At 61.6% G+C, this 24,710-nt stretch carries 25 protein-coding genes; 14 read left to right on the top strand and 11 right to left on the bottom strand.

Annotation, left to right across the window (positions count from 1 at the left end; all coding sequences use genetic code 11):
• Positions 1–19 precede the first annotated feature (19 nt).
• Positions 20–379, bottom strand: a complete 360-nt coding sequence (locus DL86_RS06585) for a Rieske 2Fe-2S domain-containing protein (RefSeq protein ID WP_036259477.1) — start codon at positions 377–379, stop codon at positions 20–22.
• 325 nt (positions 380–704) lie between these two features.
• Here DL86_RS06585 and DL86_RS06580 point away from each other — a divergent pair, with 325 nt between their 5' ends.
• On the top strand, positions 705–953 hold the full coding sequence (locus DL86_RS06580; protein WP_036259475.1) for a hypothetical protein: 249 nt from the start codon (positions 705–707) through the stop codon (positions 951–953).
• 23 nt (positions 954–976) lie between these two features.
• Here the strand turns inward: DL86_RS06580 and DL86_RS06575 are convergent, their stop codons facing one another.
• Positions 977–1,756 (bottom strand): SDR family oxidoreductase, encoded by a 780-nt coding sequence (locus DL86_RS06575; protein WP_051952835.1) that lies wholly within the window; start codon positions 1,754–1,756, stop codon positions 977–979.
• A 293-nt stretch (positions 1,757–2,049) separates the two neighbouring features.
• Between DL86_RS06575 and lysM the strand changes: the two genes are divergently transcribed.
• From lysM to DL86_RS06550, 5 genes are all read left to right on the top strand, one after another.
• Positions 2,050–2,499, top strand: a complete 450-nt coding sequence (gene lysM, locus DL86_RS06570; protein WP_036259474.1) for a peptidoglycan-binding protein LysM — start codon at positions 2,050–2,052, stop codon at positions 2,497–2,499.
• A 478-nt stretch (positions 2,500–2,977) separates the two neighbouring features.
• Complete coding sequence (groES, locus tag DL86_RS06565; protein WP_036259472.1) at positions 2,978–3,265, top strand: co-chaperone GroES; 288 nt, start codon at positions 2,978–2,980, stop codon at positions 3,263–3,265.
• 54 nt (positions 3,266–3,319) lie between these two features.
• Positions 3,320–4,963: a chaperonin GroEL gene (groL, locus tag DL86_RS06560; RefSeq protein ID WP_036259471.1), complete on the top strand. Its 1,644-nt coding sequence runs from the start codon at positions 3,320–3,322 to the stop codon at positions 4,961–4,963.
• A 292-nt stretch (positions 4,964–5,255) separates the two neighbouring features.
• Complete coding sequence (locus DL86_RS06555) at positions 5,256–5,624, top strand: integration host factor subunit alpha (protein ID WP_051952868.1); 369 nt, start codon at positions 5,256–5,258, stop codon at positions 5,622–5,624.
• Between the two features lie 415 nt (positions 5,625–6,039).
• A complete protein-coding gene (locus tag DL86_RS06550) occupies positions 6,040–8,145 on the top strand; it encodes an ABC transporter ATP-binding protein/permease (RefSeq protein ID WP_084572743.1) in 2,106 nt (701 codons plus the stop codon).
• Positions 8,146–8,167: 22 nt separating this feature from the next.
• Here the strand turns inward: DL86_RS06550 and DL86_RS06545 are convergent, their stop codons facing one another.
• From DL86_RS06545 to hisS, 4 genes are all read right to left on the bottom strand, one after another.
• Positions 8,168–8,485, bottom strand: a complete 318-nt coding sequence (locus DL86_RS06545; protein WP_156964505.1) for a CU044_2847 family protein — start codon at positions 8,483–8,485, stop codon at positions 8,168–8,170.
• An 89-nt stretch (positions 8,486–8,574) separates the two neighbouring features.
• The gene (gene hisG / locus DL86_RS06540; RefSeq protein WP_036259469.1) at positions 8,575–9,573 is read right to left on the bottom strand and encodes an ATP phosphoribosyltransferase; all 999 of its coding nucleotides are present in this window, start codon (positions 9,571–9,573) and stop codon (positions 8,575–8,577) included.
• Positions 9,570–10,700: an ATP phosphoribosyltransferase regulatory subunit gene (locus DL86_RS06535; protein ID WP_036259468.1), complete on the bottom strand. Its 1,131-nt coding sequence runs from the start codon at positions 10,698–10,700 to the stop codon at positions 9,570–9,572. Before DL86_RS06535 ends, hisG begins: the two co-directional genes overlap by 4 nt.
• A gap of 186 nt (positions 10,701–10,886) precedes the next feature.
• Positions 10,887–12,470 (bottom strand): histidine--tRNA ligase, encoded by a 1,584-nt coding sequence (gene hisS, locus DL86_RS06530; RefSeq protein WP_051952833.1) that lies wholly within the window; start codon positions 12,468–12,470, stop codon positions 10,887–10,889.
• 208 nt (positions 12,471–12,678) lie between these two features.
• Between hisS and DL86_RS06525 the strand changes: the two genes are divergently transcribed.
• The 4 genes from DL86_RS06525 to DL86_RS06510 all read left to right on the top strand — a co-directional run bounded on the left by DL86_RS06525 (position 12,679) and on the right by DL86_RS06510 (position 17,492).
• On the top strand, positions 12,679–13,452 hold the full coding sequence (locus DL86_RS06525) for a DUF2076 domain-containing protein (protein WP_036259465.1): 774 nt from the start codon (positions 12,679–12,681) through the stop codon (positions 13,450–13,452).
• A 467-nt stretch (positions 13,453–13,919) separates the two neighbouring features.
• Entirely contained in the window at positions 13,920–14,810 is an 891-nt protein-coding gene (locus tag DL86_RS06520; RefSeq protein ID WP_036259462.1) for a polysaccharide pyruvyl transferase family protein, read from the top strand.
• Positions 14,811–15,363: 553 nt separating this feature from the next.
• A complete protein-coding gene (locus DL86_RS06515; protein ID WP_036259460.1) occupies positions 15,364–16,725 on the top strand; it encodes a DEAD/DEAH box helicase in 1,362 nt (453 codons plus the stop codon).
• A gap of 251 nt (positions 16,726–16,976) precedes the next feature.
• Entirely contained in the window at positions 16,977–17,492 is a 516-nt protein-coding gene (locus tag DL86_RS06510; protein WP_036259626.1) for a DinB family protein, read from the top strand.
• Between the two features lie 87 nt (positions 17,493–17,579).
• Here the strand turns inward: DL86_RS06510 and DL86_RS06505 are convergent, their stop codons facing one another.
• Together DL86_RS06505 and DL86_RS06500 are read right to left on the bottom strand one after the other, a co-directional pair.
• Positions 17,580–18,644: a patatin-like phospholipase family protein gene (locus DL86_RS06505; RefSeq protein WP_036259458.1), complete on the bottom strand. Its 1,065-nt coding sequence runs from the start codon at positions 18,642–18,644 to the stop codon at positions 17,580–17,582.
• Between the two features lie 17 nt (positions 18,645–18,661).
• Positions 18,662–19,447, bottom strand: coding sequence for a 3-hydroxybutyrate dehydrogenase (locus DL86_RS06500; protein ID WP_036259457.1), 786 nt, complete (start codon positions 19,445–19,447; stop codon positions 18,662–18,664).
• A gap of 169 nt (positions 19,448–19,616) precedes the next feature.
• Here DL86_RS06500 and DL86_RS06495 point away from each other — a divergent pair, with 169 nt between their 5' ends.
• Both DL86_RS06495 and DL86_RS06490 read left to right on the top strand, forming a co-directional pair.
• Positions 19,617–20,120, top strand: coding sequence for a transcriptional repressor (locus DL86_RS06495; protein ID WP_084572742.1), 504 nt, complete (start codon positions 19,617–19,619; stop codon positions 20,118–20,120).
• Between the two features lie 330 nt (positions 20,121–20,450).
• Positions 20,451–20,657: a DUF1192 domain-containing protein gene (locus tag DL86_RS06490; protein ID WP_036259455.1), complete on the top strand. Its 207-nt coding sequence runs from the start codon at positions 20,451–20,453 to the stop codon at positions 20,655–20,657.
• Positions 20,658–20,690: 33 nt separating this feature from the next.
• Here the strand turns inward: DL86_RS06490 and DL86_RS06485 are convergent, their stop codons facing one another.
• Entirely contained in the window at positions 20,691–21,134 is a 444-nt protein-coding gene (locus DL86_RS06485; RefSeq protein WP_084572741.1) for a hypothetical protein, read from the bottom strand.
• 173 nt (positions 21,135–21,307) lie between these two features.
• Between DL86_RS06485 and DL86_RS06480 the strand changes: the two genes are divergently transcribed.
• Positions 21,308–22,096 carry a bestrophin-like domain gene (locus DL86_RS06480; protein WP_036259453.1) on the top strand — a complete coding sequence of 263 codons (789 nt, stop codon included), beginning with the start codon at positions 21,308–21,310 and terminating at the stop codon, positions 22,094–22,096.
• Between the two features lie 25 nt (positions 22,097–22,121).
• On the opposite strand, the gene DL86_RS19690 is transcribed toward DL86_RS06480, so the two are convergent.
• A complete protein-coding gene (locus DL86_RS19690; RefSeq protein ID WP_156964504.1) occupies positions 22,122–22,265 on the bottom strand; it encodes a hypothetical protein in 144 nt (47 codons plus the stop codon).
• 149 nt (positions 22,266–22,414) lie between these two features.
• On the opposite strand from DL86_RS19690, the gene DL86_RS06475 reads away from it, so the two are divergent.
• Positions 22,415–23,788, top strand: a complete 1,374-nt coding sequence (locus tag DL86_RS06475) for a hypothetical protein (RefSeq protein WP_156964503.1) — start codon at positions 22,415–22,417, stop codon at positions 23,786–23,788.
• A 13-nt stretch (positions 23,789–23,801) separates the two neighbouring features.
• Here the strand turns inward: DL86_RS06475 and DL86_RS06470 are convergent, their stop codons facing one another.
• The gene (locus tag DL86_RS06470; RefSeq protein ID WP_036259622.1) at positions 23,802–24,704 is read right to left on the bottom strand and encodes an ROK family protein; all 903 of its coding nucleotides are present in this window, start codon (positions 24,702–24,704) and stop codon (positions 23,802–23,804) included.
• Between the last annotated feature and the right edge of the window lie 6 nt (positions 24,705–24,710).

The raw sequence follows: 24,710 nt of genomic DNA, 5'->3' as shown, positions 1-24,710 counted from the left end.
CGCAATCAGCAGCCGAATCTTACCGCATGATGCCGGGCTGCTTGGGCGGCCCTTCGAGATAGGTCGGCTCAATGCCCTCGACGTCGATCAACACGGCGCCGTCTTCGATCTTCAAGGGATATTCGGAAAGAGTGCAGGGCTTGCCCTTGAGGCATTTTCCAGTCGTCCCGTCGAACAGCCAATCGTGATGATGGCACTCGAGGTTCTTCCCGTCGAAACGGGCGTCGGCGAGGGGCTCCTTCGCATGCGGGCACATGCCCTGGAAAGCTCTCGGCTCGCCGCCTTGCGGCCAGATGATCAGACAAAGTGTGCGGTTTACGACCGCAACATCGTATTTTCCCTCGATCAACTCGGAATGATCGCAAGCTTTTTGGAACATGGAAACGCCTCCTGCATTTCGATCGGCATGGACGACTTTGTCGCCTCAAACCAGCGTGCGACGGTCAAGCAAGTTGCAAGCCAGGACGCCGCCCTTAACTGCGTTTAAAACCATTTAGCGGCCGCGCCTTGTGGCGCGCGTTTTCATTATGGAATTGATCCATATTGGGTGAAGGCGCGGTTTAAACTGCGCCCTCGAGCGTCGGCGCCGAGCGTTTTTGCATAGTCGCCGCATGCGCCCGAAGCGCCGGAAAATGCGCCCTGAACGAGGTTTTTGCCGGCGGTTCTCCGCGCTATGATGCGCCGTGGCGATCGGGAGGCGTGCGATGAGCGCGGAACACAAGACACCGTCCGACTTGGCGCGCCGGCTCGCCAAGCGCGCCCGCACCCAGCCCGGCGCCGGCGCCTGGCGGCGCGAAACCTATACGCTGCCGCGCGTCGAGGCGCGCGACAAAGCTCTCGAATGGTTCAACAAATATCCGAAAGCCGCCTATATGACGGAAATCGAATCCTGGCGTGAACTCGCCGACGGCCGCATCGAGTTCACCATCCGGCGCCTGCCCAGCGCCGATTGAGCGGCACGAGCCAAGCCCAGGCGCTAAATGACAATATCCGGCGTTTGCCAGGCCAGATGCTGGCCGGCGTCGACGGCTATCATCTGGCCGGTCACATTGCGCGCCCCGGCGAGATAGAGGACCGCGTCGGCGATATCGTCGAGTTCGATCGCGCGCGGCAGCGGCAGGCCTTCGACCTCCCGCTTGAAGGCGGCTTCGCCCTGGCTGCAATTGGGCAGGACTGGCCCGGGGCCCACGGCATTGACCCGGATGCGCCGCGCCGCGAATGCCTGCGCCATCGTGCGGGTCGCGGTCCAGAGCGCGGACTTGCTCAAGGCATAGGAGAAAAATTGCGGCGTCGGGCGCAAGACCCGCTGATCGATGATGTTGATGATGGCGCCTTCCGCGCCCGCTGGCAGTTGCCGGGCGAAATCGCGCGAGAGGACCGCCGGCGCCCGGAGGTTCACGGCAAAATGCCGCTCCCACCGTTCGAGATCGAAATCCGCCGCGTCGTCCTCCTCGAAAATTGCAGCGTTGTTGATGAGAAGCGTGAGCGGCCCAAACAGCGCTGCGGCCTCCTCGATCAAGCGCGCGAGGGCGCCGGCGTCGTGCAGATCGAGGGGTAGAACGCGAACCTTGCCGCCTTGCGCCTTCATCCGCGCCGCCTCTGCCTCCGCCCCGGCGCGCGATGAGGGACTGCAATGGAGGACGACGCAATAGCCAGCGAGCGCGAGACGTTCGCAGATCCGCAGACCGATCCGTTTGGACGCTCCTGTCACGAGCGCCACAGCGGAGGAAATCTCAGCACCCGACCCACCGCTCATGCCATCATTCCCAAATCAAAGACGCCGATCCATCCCTAAGAAATAAGGCAAGCTTAAGCCAAGTCGCCAGCAATGCATTGTCAAACCGAAGAAATTCAGGATCAGGCGCGGCCTTCGCGGTCCAAGCACAGTGGATCCGGAATATAATTCGATGGCGTTTCTTGTGGCGATTCCTGGCTGGTTTGTTAAGCTCATTGGCAATCGGCCGCTTCCGGTCGGTTAAATGCGCTGCTGTCCGAATCCTATTCCCACCAAGACTTTTTCCGCGGAACTTGACCAAGGAGGGTACAGAAATGGGTTTATTAAGCTTTGCCAAATCGGTTGGCTCGAAGATTTTCGGCGGAACCGAAGCCGCCCCCGCCCCAGCCGACCAATTGAAAAAGGAGGCCGAAAAACACGGCCTCGACCTGTCGAAGACCGAAATCAAGGTCGAAGGCGATAAGGTCATTCTTTCAGGAAGCGCCGTCTCGACCGAAGAAGCCGAGAAGATCGCGCTTGCGGTCGGCAACTCCGTCGGCGTCGCCAAAGTCCAGAACGATCTGAAGGCGGAGAAGCCGGCGCCCGATTCGAAATTTTACACCGTCAAATCCGGCGACACGCTCTGGAAAATCGCCGAAACCGAATATGGCCACGGCAAAGGCGCCAAATACACGGTGATCTTTGAAGCCAATAAGCCCCTGCTGTCCGATCCGGACAAGATCTATCCCGGCCAGGTGCTGCGGATCCCGCCTCTCCCAGCTTGAAACGCCCGCCCCTTCTTTGTGGCGGCGCATAGTCGTCCTTGGCACCTATTTCTTAAGCAGTTAATGCAGGGCGATCTGGTCCGCCCACTTCTTTCCGGCGGACCAAGTCATCCGCCGGAGACGGTCAGTTGTTGAAATAAGATATTTATTATGTCGCATAGGCCTCGTCGAGCGCGCCTATGCAGCGATGGACAAAAGGCCATTTTCGCCAAGGAGATGTTCCAACTCTTTGACTTGACCGGACTTCCATTCGCCCTCTGTTTTGGTGCGATCGAAAGGCGCGTGAAGCCGAACAAGCGGCGCGATAATAGGCCGCCGGCTTGACAGCAGAAGGCAATCTGCCTATTTACGAGCTGCCTCTAGCACTCAACCACTGAGAGTGCTAACAGGGCGCAGTTTCAAACCAGCCGCACGCATTGAGAGGCCTTCCCAGCTTGGAAAGACGCGCCTCCAGCGGCCCACCAAGGAACCAAGAGACATGAGCTTTCGTCCTTTGCACGACCGCGTCGTGGTCAAACGTCTCGAAGGTGAAGAAAAGACCAAAGGCGGGATCATCATCCCCGACACCGCCAAGGAGAAGCCGCAGGAAGGCGAGATCATCGCCGTCGGTCCGGGCGGGCGCGACGACAGCGGCAAGCTGACGCCGCTCGATGTGAAGGCCGGCGACAAGGTTCTGTTTGGCAAATGGTCGGGCACCGAGGTCAAGATCGATGGTCAGGATCTGCTGATCATGAAGGAAAGCGACATTCTGGGCATCGTCGGCTGAAACCGCAGTCGATCGCCTCTTTAAGTTAAAAACTCGGTTGAGGAGTTTCTGGATATGGCTGCTAAAGACGTACGTTTCTCGTCGGATGCCCGCGACCGCTTGCTGCGCGGCGTCGACATTCTCGCCAATGCGGTGAAGGTGACCCTCGGCCCCAAGGGCCGAAACGTCGTCATTGAAAAATCCTTTGGCGCGCCGCGCATCACCAAGGACGGCGTCACCGTCGCGAAGGAAATCGAGCTTGCCGACAAGTTCGAGAATCTCGGCGCCCAGTTGGTGCGCGAAGTCGCCTCCAAGCAGAATGACGTGGCCGGCGACGGCACGACGACTGCGACCATTCTCGCCGCCTCGATCGTCAGGGAAGGCACCAAGGCGGTCGCCGCCGGGATGAACCCGATGGATCTGAAGCGCGGCGTCGACCTCGCCGTCGAGGCCATTGTCGCCCATCTCAAGGCCAATTCGAAGAAGGTCACCTCGAACGAGGAGATCGCCCAGGTCGGCACGATTTCGGCCAATGGCGACGCGTCGGTCGGAGAGATCATCTCGACCGCCATGCAGAAGGTCGGCAATGAGGGCGTCATCACGGTCGAGGAGGCCAAGAGCCTCGAGACCGAACTCGATGTCGTCGAAGGCATGCAATTCGACCGCGGCTATCTGTCGCCCTACTTCATCACCAATGCCGAGAAGATGGTCGTCGAACTCGAAGACCCCTACATTCTCGTCCATGAGAAGAAACTGTCGTCGCTGCAGGCCCTGCTGCCGGTTCTCGAAGCCGTCGTCCAGACCGGCAAGCCGCTCGTCATCGTCGCCGAGGACGTCGAGGGCGAGGCGCTTGCCACGCTCGTCGTCAACAAGCTGCGCGGCGGATTGAAGGTCGCGGCGGTGAAGGCTCCGGGCTTCGGCGATCGCCGCAAGGCCATGCTGGAGGACATCGCGATCCTGACCGCCGGTCAGCTGATCTCCGAGGAAATCGGCATCAAGCTCGAGAACGTGACCCTGGCGCTGCTCGGCCGCGCCAAGCGGATTCGCATCGACAAGGAAACCACCACGATCATCGACGGCGCCGGCGCCAAGCCCGACATCGAAGCGCGCATCGCCCAGATCAAGGCGCAAATCGCCGAGACGACGTCGGACTACGATCGTGAAAAGCTCCAGGAGCGTCTGGCCAAGCTCGCCGGCGGCGTCGCGGTGATCCGCGTCGGCGGCGCGACCGAGGTCGAGGTGAAGGAGAAGAAGGATCGCGTCGACGACGCCCTCAACGCAACTCGCGCGGCTGTCGAGGAAGGCGTGTTGCCGGGCGGCGGCGTGGCGCTGCTGCGGGCCATCGCGTCGCTCGAAAACCTCAAGGTCCAGAACCCCGATCAGAAGACCGGCATCGACATCGTCCGCAAGGCGATCCAGACTCCGGCCCGGCAGATCGTCGACAATTCCGGTGCCGATGGCGCTGTTGTGGTCGGCAAGCTGATCGAGAATGCGTCCTATGCCTATGGCTATAACGCCCAGACAGGCGAATATGGCGATCTCGTCAAGCTCGGCATCATCGACCCGACCAAGGTCGTGCGCACCGCGCTGCAGGATGCGGCTTCGGTCGCCGGCCTCCTCATCCCCCCCGAGGCGATCATCACCGAGCAGCCGAAGAAGGACGCGCCCGCCATGCCAGGCGGCGGCGGAATGGGCGGCATGGGCGGAATGGATTTCTAAAGCAAGATCGGCATGCGTCGGCCCGCTAAGGAGCGGATGCCGGCGTTGCGATCAGGTCCTGCGCGTTAAATTGCGTTCGAGCGGTTTCATAAGTCTTCAGATGAATCCCTCTGCCCGCTAAATTGCATCAGAAGGCCCCGGCATGTTGCCGGGGCCTTTTTCTTTTTTCGCGAGATGTCAGAAACCGCGCGCCGCTCTCCCATTCGCGCCCAACGCCGCCGATCCGGTTTCCAATGGCTCAAAATATGCTCTAAGATCGCGGTCAATCGCGAGGTCGGGGAGGACCAACGAGGTGCGTCCAGGGTCCAAGCCACGCTCCAATACGACCATCGCCCGGAAGACCACGACGCGGGCCGATCTACTGGACGCCGTTTATGGCGCCTGCCCGGCGCTTTCACGCGCGCAAGCCAGGGAGATCTTCGAAATGGCGCTCGAAGAAATTTCCGAGGCGCTGGTCCGTGGAGAAAGCGTCAAGCTGCGCTCTTTCGGCCTGTTTTCGGTTCGCGCCAAACGCGAGCGCATCGGCCGCAATCCGCGAACCGGCGTCGAAGCGCCGATCTCCTCGCGCCGCGTGCTCACCTTCAAGCCTTCGCCGGTTCTCTCCGCCGCGATCAACGGCGTTTCGATCGCGGAAGAGACGGAAACGGACGCGCCAGACTGAAGCGCCAAGTCCGGGTCCTGGCCGATGAAATCTGCGCGGCTCCGCTTACGCCTTGACGGCGAACAATTTTCTATGCGCCAAGCCTTTGCGACTTTGCTAGAGCATATTCCGAACAGATTGGTTCAATCTGTTCGACGCGAATATGCTCAAACTCTTTAACACTGGAGCGATTTCTGATCGATCGAATGACTCCATTCGATCGGAAAGCGCTCTAGAAGACGCTGGTTAAAGTCGTCCCTTAAAAAAAGGCGCTCGACTTTTTCGATTCCGACATGTTTCAAGGCTTTCGAGCCCTGGGCAAGGCTGCAAGCTCTGTCTTGTCGATGCTAGCAGTGTTTAGCTGCAGCGTCCGTTGACCGTTCTGTTAAACCCTTCTATCGGACCGCTCGTTCGCCCCCGACACCCAAGGCAAATCATGCAGTTTCTCGCCGCCATCGTCGCTGTTTTCTCAATCGCCGCCGGCATTATTGGGCTGACGAACGGAGAAAATACCGTCCAATTGCTCGCCGGAACCGGCCTGCTCTGCGCCTTCACGACCTACAAAGCCCCGGCGATTTCGAGTTTCCTGCGGATCTTCGCCGCCATATTCGCGACCGAGACCGTCATCTTCGGCGCTATCTTCCTGGTCGCTCAGGTCGGGTTCTGGCCGGCTTCGCTCGAGGATTACGCCTTGCCGGTCAGCCTGCCGCTGACCGTCGCGATCTTCGCCATTCTCGTTTACGCGATCTCCTTCATCCCCGTAGTGCGGTCGATGACCTACATCGCCGACCGCTATTTCAATACCAGCGACCCGACCAGGGCCCGCATCTGGCCGTTTCCCTCCTTTGGCGCCCCTGAGCGATGGGTGGCCATCACAATGGTTATTGTGTTGGTGGTCATCAATCAGGTCCAGGTCGGCGTGCAAGTGCGGCTGTCGTTCTTCAACCGGGACTTTTTTAACGCGATCCAAAACAAGGACGAGACAGCCTTCTGGGCGCAGCTGCTCACCGTCTTCTTTCCCTGGGTCTTCGTCTTTATCGCGACCGCCGTCGTCGAGTTCATCATTACCTCGACCCTGATCATTCGCTGGCGCCGCTGGCTCACTGAAAGCTACGTCGGGCGCTGGCTGGACGCGCACACCCATTATCGCATCTCGCTGACGGGCGCTGGCGCCGACAACCCGGATCAGCGCATTTCCGAGGACGTCAACCGCTTCATCGACGGCGGTCAGACCGGCTACGGCATCTACTCCTTCTCAATCCTGTTGATTTCCACCATGAGCTCGCTGGTCTCCTTCGCGATTGTTCTGTGGGATCTCTCCGCGGGCCTCACTCTCCCTCACACGACGATCGCCATACCCGGTTTTCTGTTCTGGGCGGCTCTGATCTACGCGGGAATCGGCACGCTCGTGACCCATCTCATCGGGCGTCCGCTCGCCGACCTGTCCTTCGCGCGCCAGCGCTATGAGGCCGATTTCCGCTTTTCGCTCGCAAGACTGCGCGAATATGGCGAACAAGTGGCGTTGCTCTCCGGCGAACCCGCCGAAAAGGCCTCGCTCAGGACGCGCTTTACCGCGATCATCAAGAACTATTTCGAGATTGTCGACTGCCGCAAGAAGCTGATCGCCTTCACCGCCTCCTACGGGCAGCTCAGCACCATCATTCCTTATATCGTCACGGCGCCCTTTTACTTCGCGGGCAAGATCCAGCTCGGCGTCATGTCGCAAACGGGGCGCGCCTTCGGCACCGTCGACAGCGCCTTGACCTTCTTCATCACCTATTACGTCTCGCTCGCCGAGTTCAAAGCCGTGCTCGACCGCTTGATCTCCTTCGACGCCTCGATCGAGCGGGCGATCGCCTTGGGCATCGCGCCCCGACAAGAGAAAAGCAGGACGGAGGACCTCCAGCTCGAGGAGCTGACGCTGCGCCTGCCTGACGGACGTGAGATCATCAAGGACGCGAACGTTAAACTTGACGCCAATGCGCCGGTTCTGCTCACCGGGCCTTCGGGGTCCGGCAAATCCACTTTGTTTCGAGCCATCTCTGGCATTTGGCCCTTTGGCGAGGGCGCCATCGATCTACCGGCCGGCGCGCGGGTGATGCTTCTGCCGCAAAAGCCCTATGTCCCGATCGGCAGCCTCATGGCCGCCGTAACCTATCCGGCGCCGCCCGAACAATTTGACGAAGCGGCGGTCCGCGCGGCGCTTCTGGCGGCAAAACTCCCCGATCTGATCGGACAACTCCATGTCGAGGATATTTGGTCGCAGCGTCTCTCCGGCGGCGAACAGCAGCGGCTGGCGATCGCCCGTGCGCTTCTCGCCAAGCCCGACTGGCTCTTCCTCGATGAGGCGACGGCCGCCATGGACGAATCCATGGAAGCCGAGATCTACGAGACCCTATTCAAGAAACTGCCCGGCGCGACCATCATCTCTATCGGGCATCGATCGAGCCTGCTGCATTTCCACAAACGCCATCTTGAAATGCAGCCGGCCGGAGCCGGCATCTTCACCCCGGTCGAGGCCAGAGCGCAGGCGGCGGAATAGACCTCGTCCCGCTGCGTCCTTTTCAGGAAAGCTTGCCCCAGGACAGCTTAACCTTGAATTCGGGCGCCGCATCGCCGGGAACGATCCACAGGTCGCATTCCCTACCGAGCGTGACGCCGAACTCTACCTCGACTTTCTCCGGACGCTTTGGCATCGCCGCGACAGATTCCTCGAAAATCTTGACGAATTCGGCAAGCGAGCCGAGCGCGGACTTGAACGCCTCACCATTGGCTCGGGTGAAATCATCGGCCATGCTCACGTCGGGCGCCCCTTCGACCGGGCCGCCGCCGAAGAGTACGATATTCCCGTCCGACAATTCGACGATCATTCGCGCTGACATTTCTGCTTCTCCGCTGCGCCGGAATTGCGGCTGGGCCTATTCTAAACTTGCTCCGTGGCGCCGGCGCGACGCCGACGTCATTGCCGCCATCATGGGCTCGCGGTCTTGGGCAACCGCGCGATCAGCTTCTCATACAGCGGATTGGCCGCTGAAAAGACATAGTCGAGCGCCGCGACGGCAACATGTTCGGCGCCTTGGGCGATCAACCAATCCGCGAGCGGCGCGACCCTGTCCTTGGGGCAGTTCAAGGTCAGGCGGCCGTCGCCCGCGTGAGAGCGGAGACGGGCGCAAAAGGCGGCCTCAGCCTCGGCGAGCAAATCATCGTCCAGGCGGGCAAGGACGGTCGAGACCTCGCGCGTCATGCGCGCCTCCTCCTCCGCCGCGATCCGCGAGAGAATGACGCGCGCGCTTTCCCGAGTTCCGGGCGTCCAATCGGCATGGAGCGAGGCGACGAGATTGGCCTGCGAGCGCAAGATCACGCCATCGTCGAGAATTTTCAGCGCATTGGCGAGAAGCGTCGAACCTGTCGTCGTAATGTCGACGATCAGTTCCGCCTGGCCCGCGGCGGGCGCGCCTTCGGTTGCGCCGGAACTCTCGACGATCCGGTAATCGCTCACATGCCGCTGCGCGAAAAAGCGCCGGGTCAGATTGACATATTTCGTCGCGACCCGCATCCGCTGGCCCCGCCGGGCCCGGAAAGCCGCCGCGACATCCTCGAGATCGGCCATGGTTTTCACGTCGATCCAGGCTTGCGGCGCGGCCACGACGACATTGGCGCCGCCGAAACCGAGCGGCGTCAACAGCGCCACCTTTGCATCGGCGTCGGGAATCGTTTCGCGAATGAGATCCTCGCCGGTGACGCCCATATGGGCGCCGCCATGGGCGAGTTGGGCGACAATGTCCGATGCCGAGAGAAAAGCGATCTCGACATTCGCCATGCCGGCCAGCGCCCCGCGATAGTCGCGCGAGCCGCGGCTCTGCACGAGTTCGAGACCGGCCCGCGCGAAAAAGGCCGCGGCGTTCTCCTGCAGCCGGCCTTTCGAGGGCACCGCGAGCACGAAGGGTCTTTCTGACGCGGTTTCGTTCATGCCGCCGCTCCGGGCCCGGTCCCGCGCAAACGATCGATCCAGATGGCGGCGCCAACAGCTGGAATGGAGGCTTGCGCCCCGAGCGTTTGCAGCAATTGATCATAGCGGCCGCCGCCGGCGACCGGCTTGTCGCCTTGGCCAGCCGGGTCCAGCGCCTCGAAGACAAAGCCGGTGTAATAGTCGAGATTGCGGGTGAAGCTGGTCGCGAAGGCGAGCTCTTTCACATCGAGCCCGAGCGCCGCGATGAAGCCAAGCCGCGTATCGAATCGATCGAGGCGGCCGGCAAGATCCAGCCCGGCCTCCGCCGCGAGCTTTCGCAACTGCGCCGAGGCCTGGTCGGGATCGCCCTCGATGCTTAAGAACCGCTCGATGATCGCGCGCTTCTCGGCGGAGACTCCGGCGCCGGTTTTCAGCGCGGCCTGCTCCAGGAAGCGATCGGCGATCTCGGCCGGCGTGCGGCCGCCGACCGAAGTTATGCCGGCGATTCGAAGAAGGTCCTCGACGAGCGCGCGCGCGCCTTGCTTGTCGGCCCCTTCGAGCACCCCGAGCACGCCGCTGTGATCGCCGCTCGTCGCGTTCGAGGGCTCCTTGAGGATCGCCTCGATCGACTTGCCTTGCATATGGCCGCGCGCGATGCGGCGGCGCCATTGCGGCGCAAGGTCGAGCGCTTCGAGAAGCCCCGAGAAGAGTCCCGCGTCGCCGATCCGCACGCTGAGATTTTGAAGGCCCGGAGCTTGTCCCACGCGCGCGGCCTCAAGCGCGAGGGTCAGGATTTCAGCGTCGGCGGCCTCGCGGTCGAGACGCCCGAAACTCTCGATCCCGGCCTGCGTGAACTCGCTGCGGTCCCCGGCGCGAAAGCGGAACACTGGCCCACAATAGGAATAGGCGGCACTTTCCCCGGCGGCCTCCGAGGCGAGATAGGCCATCGAGACCGGGATCGTATATTCGGGCCGCAAGCAATAATCGGCGCCCGAGACATCGCCCGTAAGATAGAGCTGACCGCGAAGATCCTCGCCCGAGTCGAAGAAGATCGACGCCGGTTGCAGAATCGGCGGCTCGCAGCGGGCATAGCCGGCGCTGACGAGATGCGCCGCGATGGCTTGCGAGATGTCATCGACCAGGGACAAAGGGGCAGCTCTCGCAAATGGCGCGGAAAGAAGTCACTCTTTAGCAAGCGGAGGCGCGGCCCGCGACAGGTTTTGCCGGAAAAGGTGAACGCGAAGCGGTTAGAGCATTTTCGAGCGAAGCAGATGCGGGTTCGCGTTAAGAAAATGCGATGAAACAAAGACCTAGAGCTGCTTTTTAAAAGCGCTCTAGCTGTGGCGCGCAAGCACCTCTTTCACCGCCGCGACGAGCCCCGCCTCGGGAACGCTGAATTGCGCCTTGGCGCGCAGCTCGAGATAATCGGCGCGATCCTTGGTCGAGGCGGCGAGTTCCGCGCCAAGGACAAGGTCGCGAATCGCGACCTCGCCTTTCTCGCGCTCGTTCGAGCCCTGGATGATGGCGCAGGCCGAGCCGCGCTTGTCGGCATATTTCAGCTGCGCGTTCATGCCCGAGGAGCCGAGGTAAAGCTCCGCCTTGACGCCGGCGTTGTGGAGGGCGGTAACGAACCCCTGGTAGCGGCCGATCTCCACCTTGTCGAGGACGAGGACCACCACCGGGCCGCGCTGTTTGGCGCCTTCCACGATGGGGGAGCGGATGGCCTTTAGCGCCGAAAACAGCCGGGAGACGCCGATGGAAAATCCAGTCGCGGGAACATTCTCGCCGCGAAAGCGGCCAACGAGCCCGTCATAGCGCCCTCCCCCGCCGACCGAGCCGAAGCGGATCGGGTGGCCGTCTTCATCGTCGATCTCGAAGGTGAGTTCGGCCTCGAAGACGGGGCCGGTGTAATATTCGAGGCCGCGCACGACGGACCGATCGAAACGGATGCGCTGCGAACCATAGCCAGCTCCAAATAACAGCTCAAACATCTGCCTAAGCTCGCTAATTGCCTCCTTTCCTATTGCATTATCTTGAAGATATTGCTCAATACCTGTAATTGTGTTTAAGCTTGAATAATAATATTGCTTATCTTCAAGAGTCTCAAGACTCTCATCTTCCGGAACGCATTTTCCATGACCCACAAGCGCAAAATTCTGCATCCCAAGGGCAAATGAGGCGTCCTGTATAAACTGTGTGTCCTTAGGAGATAGATTGGCGCCCTTAGTGAAATCTCCGCTCTCGTCTTTCCGTCCCGGTCCAAGGAGCAGTTCAACGCCCTCCCAGCCCAAACGATCGAATTTATCGATCGCCCGCAACACCGTCAGCCGCCGCCCAACATTTTCCTCGCCGCCGAGGCCGATCGCCTCCATCAGCCCATCGAGCACTTTGCGGTTATTCACCTTAATCACATAATCGCCGCGCTTGATCCCGAGCCGCTCCAATGTATCGGCCGCCATCATGCACATCTCGGCGTCGGCGGCGACCGAGGCCGCGCCCACCGTATCGGCGTCGAATTGCATGAATTGGCGGAAGCGTCCCGGCCCCGGCTTCTCGTTGCGGAAAACAAAGCCGGCGCGGTAGCTGCGATAGGGCTTTGGCAATTTATCGAAATTTTCCGCCACATAGCGGGCGAGCGGCGCGGTCAGGTCATAGCGCAGCGACAGCCAGCTTTCGTCATCGTCCCTGAAGGAGAAAACCCCTTCGTTCGGCCGGTCGAGATCGGGCAAAAACTTGCCAAGCGCGTCGGTGAACTCGATGAAAGGCGTCTCGACCGCCTCGAACCCATAGAGTTCATAGGTCTCCCTTATGACGGCGAGCATTTTTTCCGTCGCGGCGATCTCGGCGGGGCCGCGATCCAAAAGCCCGCGCGGCAGTCTGGCGCTCGCGCGCGGCGCATTTTTCTTAGGGTCATCCATTTTCAAAAACAGCCTCAAAATCCTCCCGGCTTCTTACGAGGCCTCGATGCAAGCGGCAAGCGCGCGCGCCAACGGCCCCAGGCAAAGGTCCTTTCGAGAGCGCTACACAAAAAACTTGACACATGAACTTGACACTTGGTTCTCGTCAAAAAGCGCCCATATTATGCGCGGCGGGCAGAAGATCCGCTGATTTGCACGGGAGAATCCAATGTCACCCGAAGAGCGCCAATTGCTCACGGATCTGTTCGATCGCATTCGCGGCGCGGGCGGCAATCCGCGCGACCAGGAAGCCGAGGTCTTTATCGCCGACGCGACGCGGGCTTTGCCCTATGCGCCCTATCTCCTGGCCCAAACCGTCATCGTCCAGGATCAGGCTTTGCGCGCCGCCAATGACCGCCTGCAGGAGCTCGAAAGCAAAGTGCGGGATTTGGAGCAGCAGGCGGCGAGCCAGCCGCGCACAGGCGGCTTCCTCGGCGGGCTCGGCTCGCTGTTCGGCGGCGCCGCGCCGCCACGCGGCGCGCCTCCGGCCGGAAATCGCTGGGAACAGCAACCTCCGCAAAGCGGCTGGCGGGAGCCGCAGCAAGGCTATGGCCAGTCCTATGCGCCGCCGCCGCAGCCCGGACCTTGGGGCGGCCAAGCGCCTGGGCAAGGCTTTGGCCAGGGCGGCGGCTTCCTTAAGGGCGCGCTCGGCGCAGCGGCGGGCGTCGCTGGCGGGGTTCTTCTCGCCGACTCCATTCGCGGCCTCTTTGGCGGCCACAATAACTCCCTGGGAATCGGAACCGGATTCACAGGCGGCGGCTTAGGCTCCGGCTTGGGCGGCGGCCTGGGCGACACCACCACCATCAACAATTACTATGGATCCGACGATCCGAGCCTGCGCGCGCAAGACGCCAGACAGGACGCCGACCAGGATCAGGACGATATTCAAGACGCCGCCGATTACTCTGACTACGGCTCAGACGACGACAACACGGACATCTGAGACGAGCGGCACATGGAATGGCCGGCCGCGCGAGCGCGGCCGCGACCAAATGGTTGACCGCCAAGCTTGACCATAGCTAGAGTGGCGCTTTCTATTGCCCGTTTCCTTCGAGGTTGCGGCAGCCAGCGGCAACGGGTACGGTTTGCAAGGCGTCAAGCAGTGTGGCCACCGAAAATTCCGCCAGATTGCCGGCGAGCGCGCTGGCGACGGCATGTCCTTGCCGAGATCGGCATATCCCACATTCGCTGCGCCCAGGCCACGCCGTCACGCGCGCGCCTTTTCACGTGAGGATCGATCGCCTTCCTCGAACGTCGGTCGCGCTTCTCATACGTGACTTAAGAGGCGCCTTTGGACGCCGCTTGAGCCGCGATGCAGATCTGTCGCGATGGCTTTTGCATGCGCGCGTCGAGGGGCGCGCGTGAATAGAAAGATGTTGCAGAACACCAAGCGCCGAAGGGGGAACGCCAATGAAAATGACATATTATCGAGGCGAACATCCAAACTTCGGCGATGAACTCAATGCGTGGCTCTGGCCCCAACTCCTCCCCAATTTCTTCGACGATGCGGCGGACAGTCTGTTCCTCGGAATCGGCTCGATCATAGGCACCAAATTCGATCCCGCCGCCAAGAAGATTGTATTTGGCGCCGGCTTCGCGTCTGAATATGACCAAGCGCCGGATCTGTCGGACGGAAAATGGGACATTTTCTTTGTCCGCGGCCCGCGAACGGCAAAGGCTCTCAATATCTGTCCCTCGCTTGCCATCGGCGACGGAGCGATCCTCTTGCGCTCGGTCGTCGATTTAAGTCGCAAAGACCCAAAGCACATTTCTTTCATGCCGCATTGGGAGAGTTTCTACGTCGGCGACTGGCGGCGCGTCTGCGACATCGCCGGAATACATCTGATTGATCCGCGCCAACCGGTCGACAAAGTAATCGATGAGTTGCTCCAGTCACGTCTTGTCATAGCGGAAGCCATGCATGGCGCGATCGTAGCCGATGCTCTCAGAACGCCCTGGGCGCCGCTGACGCCGATAAATCCGCTGCACCGGAACAAATGGTTGGACTGGGCGGAAGCGCTCGATATTGATCTTCGTCCCTATCGCCTCCTTCCTTCGACTATTGAAGAGTCAAACCACGCCGTGGCGGGCAGATTCTTTCTGTCGCGGATGAGGCGAGGCGTGGCTTTCACGCCTCCCCTCCGCTGGGGAGCAGATTGCGTGCTGGCGCATCTCGCGGCGCGCCGCCTGCAACAGATAGCTAAAATGCCGCCATCGCTGAGCGAGGACCGAAAGATCGAAGAGGCTCTAGAGATGATGCAAAGTAAATTGCATAAGCTTCAATTAGCCTATCCTCGGTAAACTATTACAGGCTACGTAAAAGCTTCGATGCTTCAGGCCTCAGAAAGATTATCTCGGAACATGCTCTAATCGATAAAGTTAATAAACTTTTTCGATATTTAGACATCGTATATATCCGATGTCTCATAAGAATATACTCCAGTCCATTACATCTGAGCGACTCCCTTCCGATCAGATGAGTCTATCTGATCGGGAAGCGCTCTAGAGCGAAAGCTTCAGGCGCCCGGATTCAATTCAGGCGGCGACGCGGATAACGCAGGCGCGATTAAACCGCTTTGGATCACATATTGTTCAAGGACGGTCCGGAAGCTACGTTCTGTAAAAACGATGCGGCTTGACTTTTCTCTATAAAGCGGCGACATAGCCTCATCCACTTCACGTGGATCTTAGCGCTCCGGCTGCGTGAAGGACGATTTCCATCGTCCTCCTGTCGAGCGCATTAGCGATCCGTCCGCTCGACAGCCCAGGCCACGCAGGGCGTCACCCTTATAAATCTCCAGCCGCCTCGCCGGATCTCCCGGCGACGACTCGCGGCTTATCGAAAGATCCCCCATTGCAAGACTTTACCGGCCTCGGCCTTGCCGCGCCGCTTCTCCATGCCCTGGCGCGACAAGGCTATGTCACGCCGACGCCGATCCAGGCGCAAGCCATCCCCGCCATCATGGCCGGCCGCGACATCGTCGGCATAGCCCAAACCGGCACCGGCAAGACCGCCGCCTTCGCGCTCCCCATTCTTCACTATCTCGCCACCCATCAACAAGCGGCTCCACGCGGCGGCTGCCGCGTCTTGGTGCTGAGCCCAACGCGTGAACTGGCGAGCCAGATCGCCGAGAGCTTCCGGACGCTTGGCTCCGGCCTTTCAATTTCCGTCGCGGTGGTCTTTGGCGGCGTGCCGCATGGCGCGCAGATCAAGGCGCTCGCGCGCGGCCTCGACGTTCTTGTGGCGACGCCAGGGCGTCTCGTCGACCATCTCGACTCGCGCGCGGCCCAACTCGGCAAGACTGAATTTTTCGTTCTCGACGAGGTCGATCAAATGCTCGACCTTGGCTTCGTCAAGGCGATCCGCCGCGTCGTGCGCGATCTCCCCAAACAGCGCCAGAACCTGTTTTTCTCGGCGACGATGCCAACCGAAATCGCCAAGCTCGCCGGCGATCTTCTCAACGATCCGGTCCAGGTGTCCGTCACCCCGGTCGCGAAGACCGCCGACCGCGTCAACCAGCAGGTTCTCTTCGTCGAGACCCACCGCAAGCGGGATATCCTCGTCGAGCTCTTTGCCGATGTCGAAATGACCCGGGCCATCGTTTTCACCAGAACCAAGCGCGGTGCCGACAAGGTGACCCAACATCTCGACAGCATGGGAATCGCCGCCGTGGCGATTCACGGCAATAAGAGCCAGAGCCAGCGCGAGCGGTCGCTCGCCTCTTTCCGCGCCGGCCGCGTCCGCGCCCTGGTGGCGACCGACATCGCAGCGCGCGGCATCGACATCGATGGCGTGACGCATGTCGTGAATTTCGAACTTCCGGAAGTGGCCGAAGCCTATGTCCATCGGATTGGACGCACGGCGCGCGCAGGAGCCGAAGGAATCGCGATCTCGCTTTGCGACGGCGCGGAGCGCGACCTGTTGCGCAACATCGAGAAGCTGACTCGCTTGCGGCTGCCGGCGCTCGATCGGCGCGCTGATCCAACGGCTGTCGTTCAGCCCGCCCGCGACATTCGCGCGCCCGTGCGGCTCGAGGCCGGCGCGAGATCGGGAGCGCAAAGCCGCCTCCCCAATCCGCCCGGCCATCATCACGCGCAGGAGCGTCGCGGCGCAAGGACCGCGGCCACGCCAAATGAAAATTCCGGAGCCCGCCGGGAGCGGCCGCGTTTCGGCGAACCGCGCCGGGGCGGCAAGGACACCGCCCATCCGGCATAGGGCGGACGGCCTCATAAGTCCGCCGTCCCTCCCATAAGAGCGACGGCGGAGCGCCAGATCTCGCCGCCGGGCCCGCGAGACAGGCGCGTCTGAGCACGCCCACAATGGACTTAGAGCATGATGCCGAAAAGTGGAAACCGGTTTTCGGACGACATTATTCTCTAACTTTTTGATAAGAGCCGGATGACTTTGGACGAGATCGCGTTGCGATTCCGTCCAAAGTCATCCGGCTCTAGCGAGAAGGCATGCCCATGCTGAGAGCCCAGTTCCAAGTGTTTGCGAAATACAACGCCTGGGCCAATAAAAGGCTCTATGATTCGGCGGCCGCCCTCAGCGACGCCGACTACCGGGCCGACGGCGGCGCCTTTTTCAAATCCGTGCATGGAACGCTCAATCATCTGCTCGCGACGGATCGCATCTGGTTGCAGCGGTTCACTGGAGAAGGCTCGGCGCCGGACCGCCTCGACGCGATTCTGTTCGAGGCGCTGGGTCCGCTGCGGGAGGCGCGCGAGGCGGAGGACCGACGCATTATCGGCTTTGTCGAAAGTCTCGACGATGCGCGCCTGTCTGGCGTGATCACATATAGGCGCGTCAGCGCGCCCGAACTTTTTGAGCAGCAACTTTGGCCGGCGTTGAGCCATTTCTTCAACCATCAAACACATCATCGCGGCCAGGCTCATGCGCTGCTCACCGGCCTCGTGGGATCGGCGCCAGAACTCGATCTCCTCTATTATGAGCGCATCGCTGCGGAGGCGACGCGGGCTTAAAAAGTCTCGCTGTTCAACGCGCCAATCAAAGCGAAGGATGATGGCGCAGTTAGGAGCGCGCTTTCGCAAATGGCGCCATCGCGACGCTTAGCGCTTGACCTTATCGATTTCTGCGAAGGCGATCCGCAGATCGAGCGTGCCTTGCTTGCCGATTAAATCGTAATGGCTATCGAGCCAACGCTCTGCCGCCTTGCGCCCGAAGTCATGCAACCGGCTGATAAAGGGCCATGATGCATCCGCTTTCGAGGATGCCGGGAAGGTTTCAAGGAAGCCCGCGCCGTCGATCCTGTGCACCAGCGGGCGCATGTAATCGGAATGCGAGAGTTTGCCCGAATCGACGAGCCTGTCGACGAAGTCTATCGCCCGCATCTCGCTCATCAGCGCGCCATTGAAAGTGATCTCGTTCAACCGATCCTGAATGTCGCGCGCCGAACGCGGCGTCTCTTCGCGTTCGATCGGGTTGACCTGGACGATGACGATGTCGGGACTGGCGGTCTTGTAGAACAAGGGAAACAGCGCCGGATTGCCCATATAGCCGCCGTCCCAATAGGACGCGCCATCGATCTCAACCGCCTGAAACAAATAGGGCAGACAGGCCGAGGCCATGACGTGATCGACTGTCAGCTCAGATGTCTCGAACACTTTGATCTTGCCGGTTCGCACATTAGTCGCAGCGATGAAGAGCTTCAGTTCGGTCAGGGCGCGCAGCTTGGAAAAATCGACGATTTTTTCGAGCTGGTCGCGCAGGGGATTGATGTTGAGGGGATTGAAATCATAGGGACTAGAGTAATGGGTTAGAAAATCCGTCCACCACTGGGCGACCGCCGCCTGAGGCGCCCAGCCCTGGAAGAAAATGTCCAGGAACCGCCGTCCATCGGGCGAAAAGCCACCCTCATGGCTAATCGAGCGCCAGAATTTGGCGAGCGTCCGGCGCGCGCCTTCGCGCCCGCCTTCGAGATAGCCCATGGCCAGCACGACGGCGTTCATGGCCCCCGCGCTGGTCCCGGTGATCGCCTCGAAATCAAGCCTTTGATCTTCGAGCAGATAGTCGAGCACGCCCCAGGTGAAAGCGCCATGCGAGCCGCCGCCCTGCAGGGCGAGGCTGACTTTCTTCTGGCCGTCCCAGTCGATCGGCTCGCTCGTCTTACTCATGGCTATGCGTCAAAAACCTATTCGGCGGTCCAGCCGCCGTCGATCGAGAGGTTGGCCCCGGTGATCTGCGCCGCCGCATCGGTGCAGAGATAGACGGCGAGCGAGGCGACCTGATCGGCGGTCACGAATTGCTTGGTCGGCTGGGCCTCCAGGATCACATCCTGGATGACCTGCTCCCGCGTCAAGTGACGCGCCTCCATCGTATCGGGGATTTGCTTTTCGACGAGCGGGGTCCAGACATAGCCCGGCGAGATGCAATTGACCGTGACGCCGAAGGTGGCGAGTTCGAGCGCCGCGGTCTTGGTCAGCCCGGCAAGACCGTGCTTGGCCGAGACATAGGCGGATTTGAACGGCGAGGCGACAAGCGAATGGGCAGAGGCGGTGCTGACGATGCGGCCCCATTTGCGCGATTTCATGCCAGGGATCGCGGCGGCGATCGCATGGAAGGCGGCGGAGAGATTGATGGCGAGAATCAGGTCCCAAGTCTCGGGCGGAAACTCCTCGATCGGGGCGACATGCTGGATCCCTGCGTTATTGACGAGAATATCGAGGGTTCCGTGCTTGTCCTCGGCCTCTTTGACCATGGCGCGGATCTCATCCGGCTTGGTCATGTCCGCGCCCGAGTAATAGGCCTTGACGCCGAAATCCTTCTCGATCCCGGCCCGCTCGGTCTCGATCGCCGCCGCATTGCCAAAGCCATTAATGGTGACATTGACGCCTTCCTTGGCCAAGGCTCTGGCGATGGCGAGGCCGATGCCGCTGGTGGAGCCGGTGACGATGGCGTTGCGCGTGTTGAGGGTCATGGGGTCTCCTGGGCGGGACAGCGAATTGCGGCGCACGAATGTTGGGCGGACAGCGAAATTACAGGTCGCCAAACTATACTACAACGCAGCGGTTAATAGATGAAGCCAAAGCCAAGCTCTCTAGGCTGCAAGAATCGCTTTGATCGCGCGGCTGTGATATATTTTTTTCATGACAATTTCACGCGAATCGCGTCCGAAGGCCTCTAACGAATGCGGCGAGCGCGATGAAGCAGCCGGGGCTCGCGCATTGGCCCCGGCGCTGGCGCTCTGCCGCCAGGAAGGGATCGCCCTGACCCCAAGCCGGCGGCGGATTCTGGAAATTCTCGCCCTAGAGGGCCGCCCCCTCGGGGCCTATGAGATGATCGACCGGGTTGCTGAGACGACGGGCAAGCGCCCGGCCCCGATCTCGATCTATCGGGCGCTCGATTTTCTGCTCGAAAACGGCCTCGTCCACCGGCTTGCCTCCTGCAACGCCTATCTCGCCTGCGGCCACGGCCACGCGGCAGAGGAGCCGATCGTGTTCCTCATCTGCGAGACCTGCGGCGATGTCGTGGAGGCGACCTCGGAGGATTTGCGAGGCAGTCTGGCGGAGCTAGCGGCAAGGGCCGAATTTGCGCCCCGTGCGACCGTGATGGAAGTGGCGGGCCGATGTCGACTCTGCGCGGGGGCGTGAGCGAGCAAATAGCGTTTTGCCTGACCGCCCGGCGTGGCCAGCGCCGGTTGAATAGCGCCGTCCATCAAATGCCAGGACTAAACACCTAGCCAACTGGGGAGGTGGGCTCGTGGAAAAGCTTGATGCAGCGGGGCCGGCATGCGCGCGTGGCGCTGCCGTCCCCTGAAAGAAGCGCTCGGTGACTCCCGCGCCTTGGCCCGCCGAATGACGCCCAGCGGCCAAGGTTCCAAAGCAAGCGCGCCCAGAACCCCAAGAAGCAAATGGCGCGACCGTGATTGGAGCGGTATAAATGCGGGAGTTCATGGCTTTCGCAGGCCGACGAGGTGGCCCATGGCTAGCGACAATGAAGACATTTTCGGCGCCCCGCCCCGCAAGGCGGCGGCGTCCCACGAGATCGGGCAGGCTCTCGATGATCTTTCTGTGCAGGAGCTCGACGAGCGCATCGCCGGCCTGCAGGCGGAAATTGCGCGGCTCGAAGAGGCGCGAAAAGTCAAACAGGGAATTCTCAGCGCCGCCGCGGCTTTCTTTAAGGTCTAGGCATGTTGCTTAGGGGACTGGCTGAACTCCAGCCTATCGTTCGAAATAGTCAGCCTGGTCGATCGCAGGAAAGCGAAAGAGCGTCGGAGTGCAGGATCCGCTCTTGATCACGTCCAAGGCGCAGCGAAAGACCTTGCCCGGCGCGATCGCATATTTTTCGAGAAAGCGCGGGCCAGGACGCCAGCCGTTGACGAGGAGGAGATCGCGCCGCCTCGAAAGCGCCTGGCGCACGAGGGGATTGTCTTGGGGAGCCTCCCCAGCATAGCTGAACGTGATTTCGAAACCTTCATAACCGGGGCCTCCAGCGATGGACTTCTGGCTGATCGAAGCTTCCGTCTTCGAGACGGTCGCGATCGTGCAGGCGCCCGGATAGGAATCATAAGCGCAAGGCCCGCCGACCTGGCCCCTCGCGTCCATCAGCGGCGCTAAGGCGAGCGCGAGCGCGCCAGCGATCAGGCATTTCCCGTTCAGATTCATTCTTGGCCCCTCACGCGGCTGAGCGCCGCGATGCGCCGGCCATCGGCCCGCTAGATCTTTTTTAAAGGCCGAAGCAGCTCCAAGTCACAAACCGGTCGCCGCTTCGCCTGAAAATGCTTTAACATTTACAAGCACGCGCCGGAATCAGACGCCGCCGGTCAGGAGGACATGGCTTGTTCTATTGGATCTACGATTATCCCTCCGCCATCGTGGCGGCCTTCTTCGCCTTCGCCTTCGTCGCCGCCACCTGGCTTGGAATATATCTTCTGCGCCCAACTATCCGCTCGTGGATTCACACCGATCAGCGCGCGAATGACATGGTGGGATTCGCGCTTTCGAGCTTTTCGGTTCTCTATGGGCTTCTGCTCGGGCTGCTCGCCGTCGCTTCCTATCAAAACTATACTACCGTGACCGACATCGTCGACAAGGAGGCGGCAAATGTCGCGGCGCTATACCGAGACGTCAGCGGCTATCCCCAGCCGATCCGCCGACAATTGGAGCATCATTTGCGCGAATACGCCAGAGTCACCATCGAGGAGGCTTGGCCGCAACAACGGCGCGGCGTCGTGCCCAAAGCTGGATCGCATCAGGCGGCGGCGCTTTTCGCAACGCTCATGACTTTCCAGCCGACCCAGAAAAGCGAAGAAATCCTCCATGCGGAGACTTTGCGGCAATTCAACAATTTCGTTGAGATCCGCCGCGCCCGGCTGGTCAATGTCAGCTCCGGCATTCCCGCGGCTTTATGGTGGGTGGTCGCCCTTGGCTCGCTCCTCAATATCGGTCTCATATGGATGCTCGACATGGAGATCCACCTCCACGTGCTCCTTGGCGGCGCTCTCGCATGCTTTCTGGGCGCGGTGATTTTCATCATCGCCGCGATGGATAATCCATTTCGCGGCGCGGTCAGCGTGGGACCGGAAGCATTCCAGCTCGTCTATGAAAGCTTCTTGAAGCCGGAATGAAACTGCGGCCAACACAAGGCGCCGGTCAAAACGCGGCGCGGTCAAAGCCAAAAATAAGCGACGCGATAGGCTCTAATTGGCTGATTTTGGCGGCGGCACACATCAGCCACAATTGCGATTTCTTAATGACGCCGGAAAAACAAAGGCCAGCTTGAGCTGTGCGGCGCACGTTTTGAATGCGCCATTGATGACGGTTCTTGCGTCTTAGTCCGGCGCCGCGCCTTAAAGCGGTTGGCGTTGGTTCGGAAGGGATGCGCGTTCGCAACAGCTTGAAGCGGCTGTTTGGCCTGTCCCATGAAGCAACAGGAGATCGGAAGCATGGTTGAGCCTATCGCAAAACGGCGCCCGATGATCGATCTGGAGGAGTTTGAAAGGCGCCTTGGCCGCCAGCGCTCCACGGACCAATGGGCCGGCGCATTTTCCACTGAGCCGCCAGCTCTCGAACCGCCAGATCTCGAACCGCAAGGGCAGCAACTCAAAGCGCCGCATGCGGGAGAACGTTTCCTCGCCAGCGACTTCGCCGCGATCGAATCTGGCCTGATCGGCGCTGCGCGGCGGGACGAGTCGGCAATGGCGACGAAGACAAATTCCGGGTGCCCCGCGGGAGGCCCGCGCGACGTCTTCCTGAGCGGCGATTTCGCGGCGATTGAAGCGGGCTTGCTGGGCGGGGCGCGGCGCGAGGCGCCGCCTTCGGAAACCGACTTGGCCGCCACTATCGCAATTTCGGAGGACCGATCGGATTATCGGCTCTATCGGGACGGCGCGGCGATTTCCCATCAAGCCGGTTTGGGCCAGGCGGGATTGACCGATGCGGACGTCAGGCCGCGGTTTCCGCTCTACGCCATAGGAGCGGTCATCCTGCTTGGACTGACCGGCATTGCCGTCACCTTTGGATCCAAGAGCAGCGTTTCCAGCCCGGAAGTCGCGACGCTCGAAGCGAAGAACGCACCGCTCGCGCCGCAGCCGGACACCATAGGCGGGATGGACGTCCCGGCCCAGGAGGCTTCTTTGGACGCTTCCCTTTCTCTCGCGCCGCCGCCCTCCGGGCCGGCCGCGACCGACGAAAACGCCGCGCAATTGAGCCCCCCCTCGCAGGCTCAGGATAAGGCGCCGCGCGTCATCGGCCTTGGCCCCTCGGACGCCCTGTCGACGAGCGGATTTACGGTCGAGGCCGCCAAGGCTCCGGCGCCGCCCGAGGAGACTCCAACACAAGTGGAACCGCAACGACTGGCGGCGCCTGTCGAGCCGGCAAAGAAGATGAAGACCGCGTCGGTTCGGCCCGACGGCTCGCTCCTCCCCCACGATGCGCAGCCGCAAGCCTCGATCCCAGCGCCGCCCCTGCCCGCGCCGCGCCCAACCGCGGCGGCCAAGCCCTCGACAACCCAGGCCCCGAAGCCAGCGGCGCACCTGACGCCAGCGCCCAAATCCGCCGCGGCCGAAGCCGGTGGACGCAGCCAGCCTGCGCAGGCCGCGACGCCAGCCAAAGCGAAGCCAGTTGCAAGCGTCCCAGCAGCCAAGCCGGAACAGATCGCCGAGGCGCAGATCCCGGCGCCGGCCGCAACGCCCGCGCCTCAACCCCGCCCGACGCAAAATGGCCCGATGGCGTTTATCGAGGACACGATGAATTCAATCACCGGCGCCACCTCCAAATTGTTGGAGTGGGGAGGGATTGGAGCCCGCCCGCGTCCTTGATCTTCAACGAAGCTCAGCGCGGCGCAGGCCACAGCCAGGCCGCGCCGCGCACGCCGCTGGAATCGCCATGGACGGCGCGGACAATTGGCGTATCGACGCCGTCCGAAAACACATGCCGCGCCGCCAGCGCCGGAAGCCCCTCATAAATTGACGCGATGTTGGAGAGACCGCCGCCGAGCACGATCGCATCGGGATCGATAACATTGATGAGGGCGGCGAGCCCGCGCGCCAACCGATCCCGATAGAGGCTCAGGCAGTCGCCGGCATGCGGATCGCCGGACGCAGCGGCAAGGGCGATCTCATATGCGCTCATGCGCCGGCCTGCGCGCGCAAGATAATCCCGCGCTGGACCAGCCCCCGATAGAAATGTCTCGATGCAGCCCGATTTGCCGCAATAGCACGGAGCGCCCGGCCGTTCATCGTCGCGCGCCCAAGGCAACGGATTGTGGCCCCATTCTCCGGCGATTGCATTGCGTCCCGCGATGATCCGTCCGCCGACGACGAGACCGCCGCCAACCCCGGTGCCAAGGATGACGCCAAAGACAACGCCAGCGCCGGCCGCGGCCCCGTCGATAGCTTCGGACAGAGCAAAGCAATTGGCGTCATTTTCGAGCCGGATGGGACGGCCCAAGATCGCCGCCAGATCGCGGTCCAGCGGCTCGCCGTTCAGCGCCGTGCTGTTCGAATTCTTGAGCAGGCCGGTCCGCGCCGAGATCGCCCCTGGCGCGGCGACGCCAACCGTTCCCCGCCGCCCGATTTGCGCCTCGAGGAAAGCCACGAGATTGGCGATCGCGCGGAGGGCGCCCGCGTAATCGCCAGGAGGCGTGGGAACCCGGCGGCGCAGCAATTCAGCTCCGTCCCGATCGAGGGCGATGGCCTCGATCTTCGTCCCGCCGAGGTCGATTCCGATGCGCATGTCGTC

Source organism: Methylocapsa aurea (assembly GCF_000746085.1).
Classification (GTDB): domain Bacteria; phylum Pseudomonadota; class Alphaproteobacteria; order Rhizobiales; family Beijerinckiaceae; genus Methylocapsa; species Methylocapsa aurea.
This window is presented reverse-complemented; position numbering and strand designations above follow the sequence as displayed.

Bases quoted from the DNA above. Each gene is read 5' to 3' on its own strand.
- DL86_RS06585 (WP_036259477.1), bottom strand. From the start codon at position 379: ATGTTCCAAAAAGCTTGCGATCATTCCGAGTTGATCGAGGGAAAATAC.
- DL86_RS06580 (WP_036259475.1), top strand. From the start codon at position 705: ATGAGCGCGGAACACAAGACACCGTCCGACTTGGCGCGCCGGCTCGCC.
- DL86_RS06575 (WP_051952835.1), bottom strand. From the start codon at position 1,756: ATGAGCGGTGGGTCGGGTGCTGAGATTTCCTCCGCTGTGGCGCTCGTG.
- lysM (WP_036259474.1), top strand. From the start codon at position 2,050: ATGGGTTTATTAAGCTTTGCCAAATCGGTTGGCTCGAAGATTTTCGGC.
- groES (WP_036259472.1), top strand. From the start codon at position 2,978: ATGAGCTTTCGTCCTTTGCACGACCGCGTCGTGGTCAAACGTCTCGAA.
- groL (WP_036259471.1), top strand. From the start codon at position 3,320: ATGGCTGCTAAAGACGTACGTTTCTCGTCGGATGCCCGCGACCGCTTG.
- DL86_RS06550 (WP_084572743.1), top strand. From the start codon at position 6,040: ATGCAGTTTCTCGCCGCCATCGTCGCTGTTTTCTCAATCGCCGCCGGC.
- DL86_RS06545 (WP_156964505.1), bottom strand. From the start codon at position 8,485: ATGTCAGCGCGAATGATCGTCGAATTGTCGGACGGGAATATCGTACTC.
- hisG (WP_036259469.1), bottom strand. From the start codon at position 9,573: ATGAACGAAACCGCGTCAGAAAGACCCTTCGTGCTCGCGGTGCCCTCG.
- hisS (WP_051952833.1), bottom strand. From the start codon at position 12,470: ATGGATGACCCTAAGAAAAATGCGCCGCGCGCGAGCGCCAGACTGCCG.
- DL86_RS06525 (WP_036259465.1), top strand. From the start codon at position 12,679: ATGTCACCCGAAGAGCGCCAATTGCTCACGGATCTGTTCGATCGCATT.
- DL86_RS06520 (WP_036259462.1), top strand. From the start codon at position 13,920: ATGAAAATGACATATTATCGAGGCGAACATCCAAACTTCGGCGATGAA.
- DL86_RS06510 (WP_036259626.1), top strand. From the start codon at position 16,977: ATGCTGAGAGCCCAGTTCCAAGTGTTTGCGAAATACAACGCCTGGGCC.
- DL86_RS06505 (WP_036259458.1), bottom strand. From the start codon at position 18,644: ATGAGTAAGACGAGCGAGCCGATCGACTGGGACGGCCAGAAGAAAGTC.
- DL86_RS06500 (WP_036259457.1), bottom strand. From the start codon at position 19,447: ATGACCCTCAACACGCGCAACGCCATCGTCACCGGCTCCACCAGCGGC.
- DL86_RS06495 (WP_084572742.1), top strand. From the start codon at position 19,617: ATGACAATTTCACGCGAATCGCGTCCGAAGGCCTCTAACGAATGCGGC.
- DL86_RS06490 (WP_036259455.1), top strand. From the start codon at position 20,451: ATGGCTAGCGACAATGAAGACATTTTCGGCGCCCCGCCCCGCAAGGCG.
- DL86_RS06485 (WP_084572741.1), bottom strand. From the start codon at position 21,134: ATGAATCTGAACGGGAAATGCCTGATCGCTGGCGCGCTCGCGCTCGCC.
- DL86_RS06475 (WP_156964503.1), top strand. From the start codon at position 22,415: ATGGTTGAGCCTATCGCAAAACGGCGCCCGATGATCGATCTGGAGGAG.
- DL86_RS06470 (WP_036259622.1), bottom strand. From the start codon at position 24,704: ATGCGCATCGGAATCGACCTCGGCGGGACGAAGATCGAGGCCATCGCC.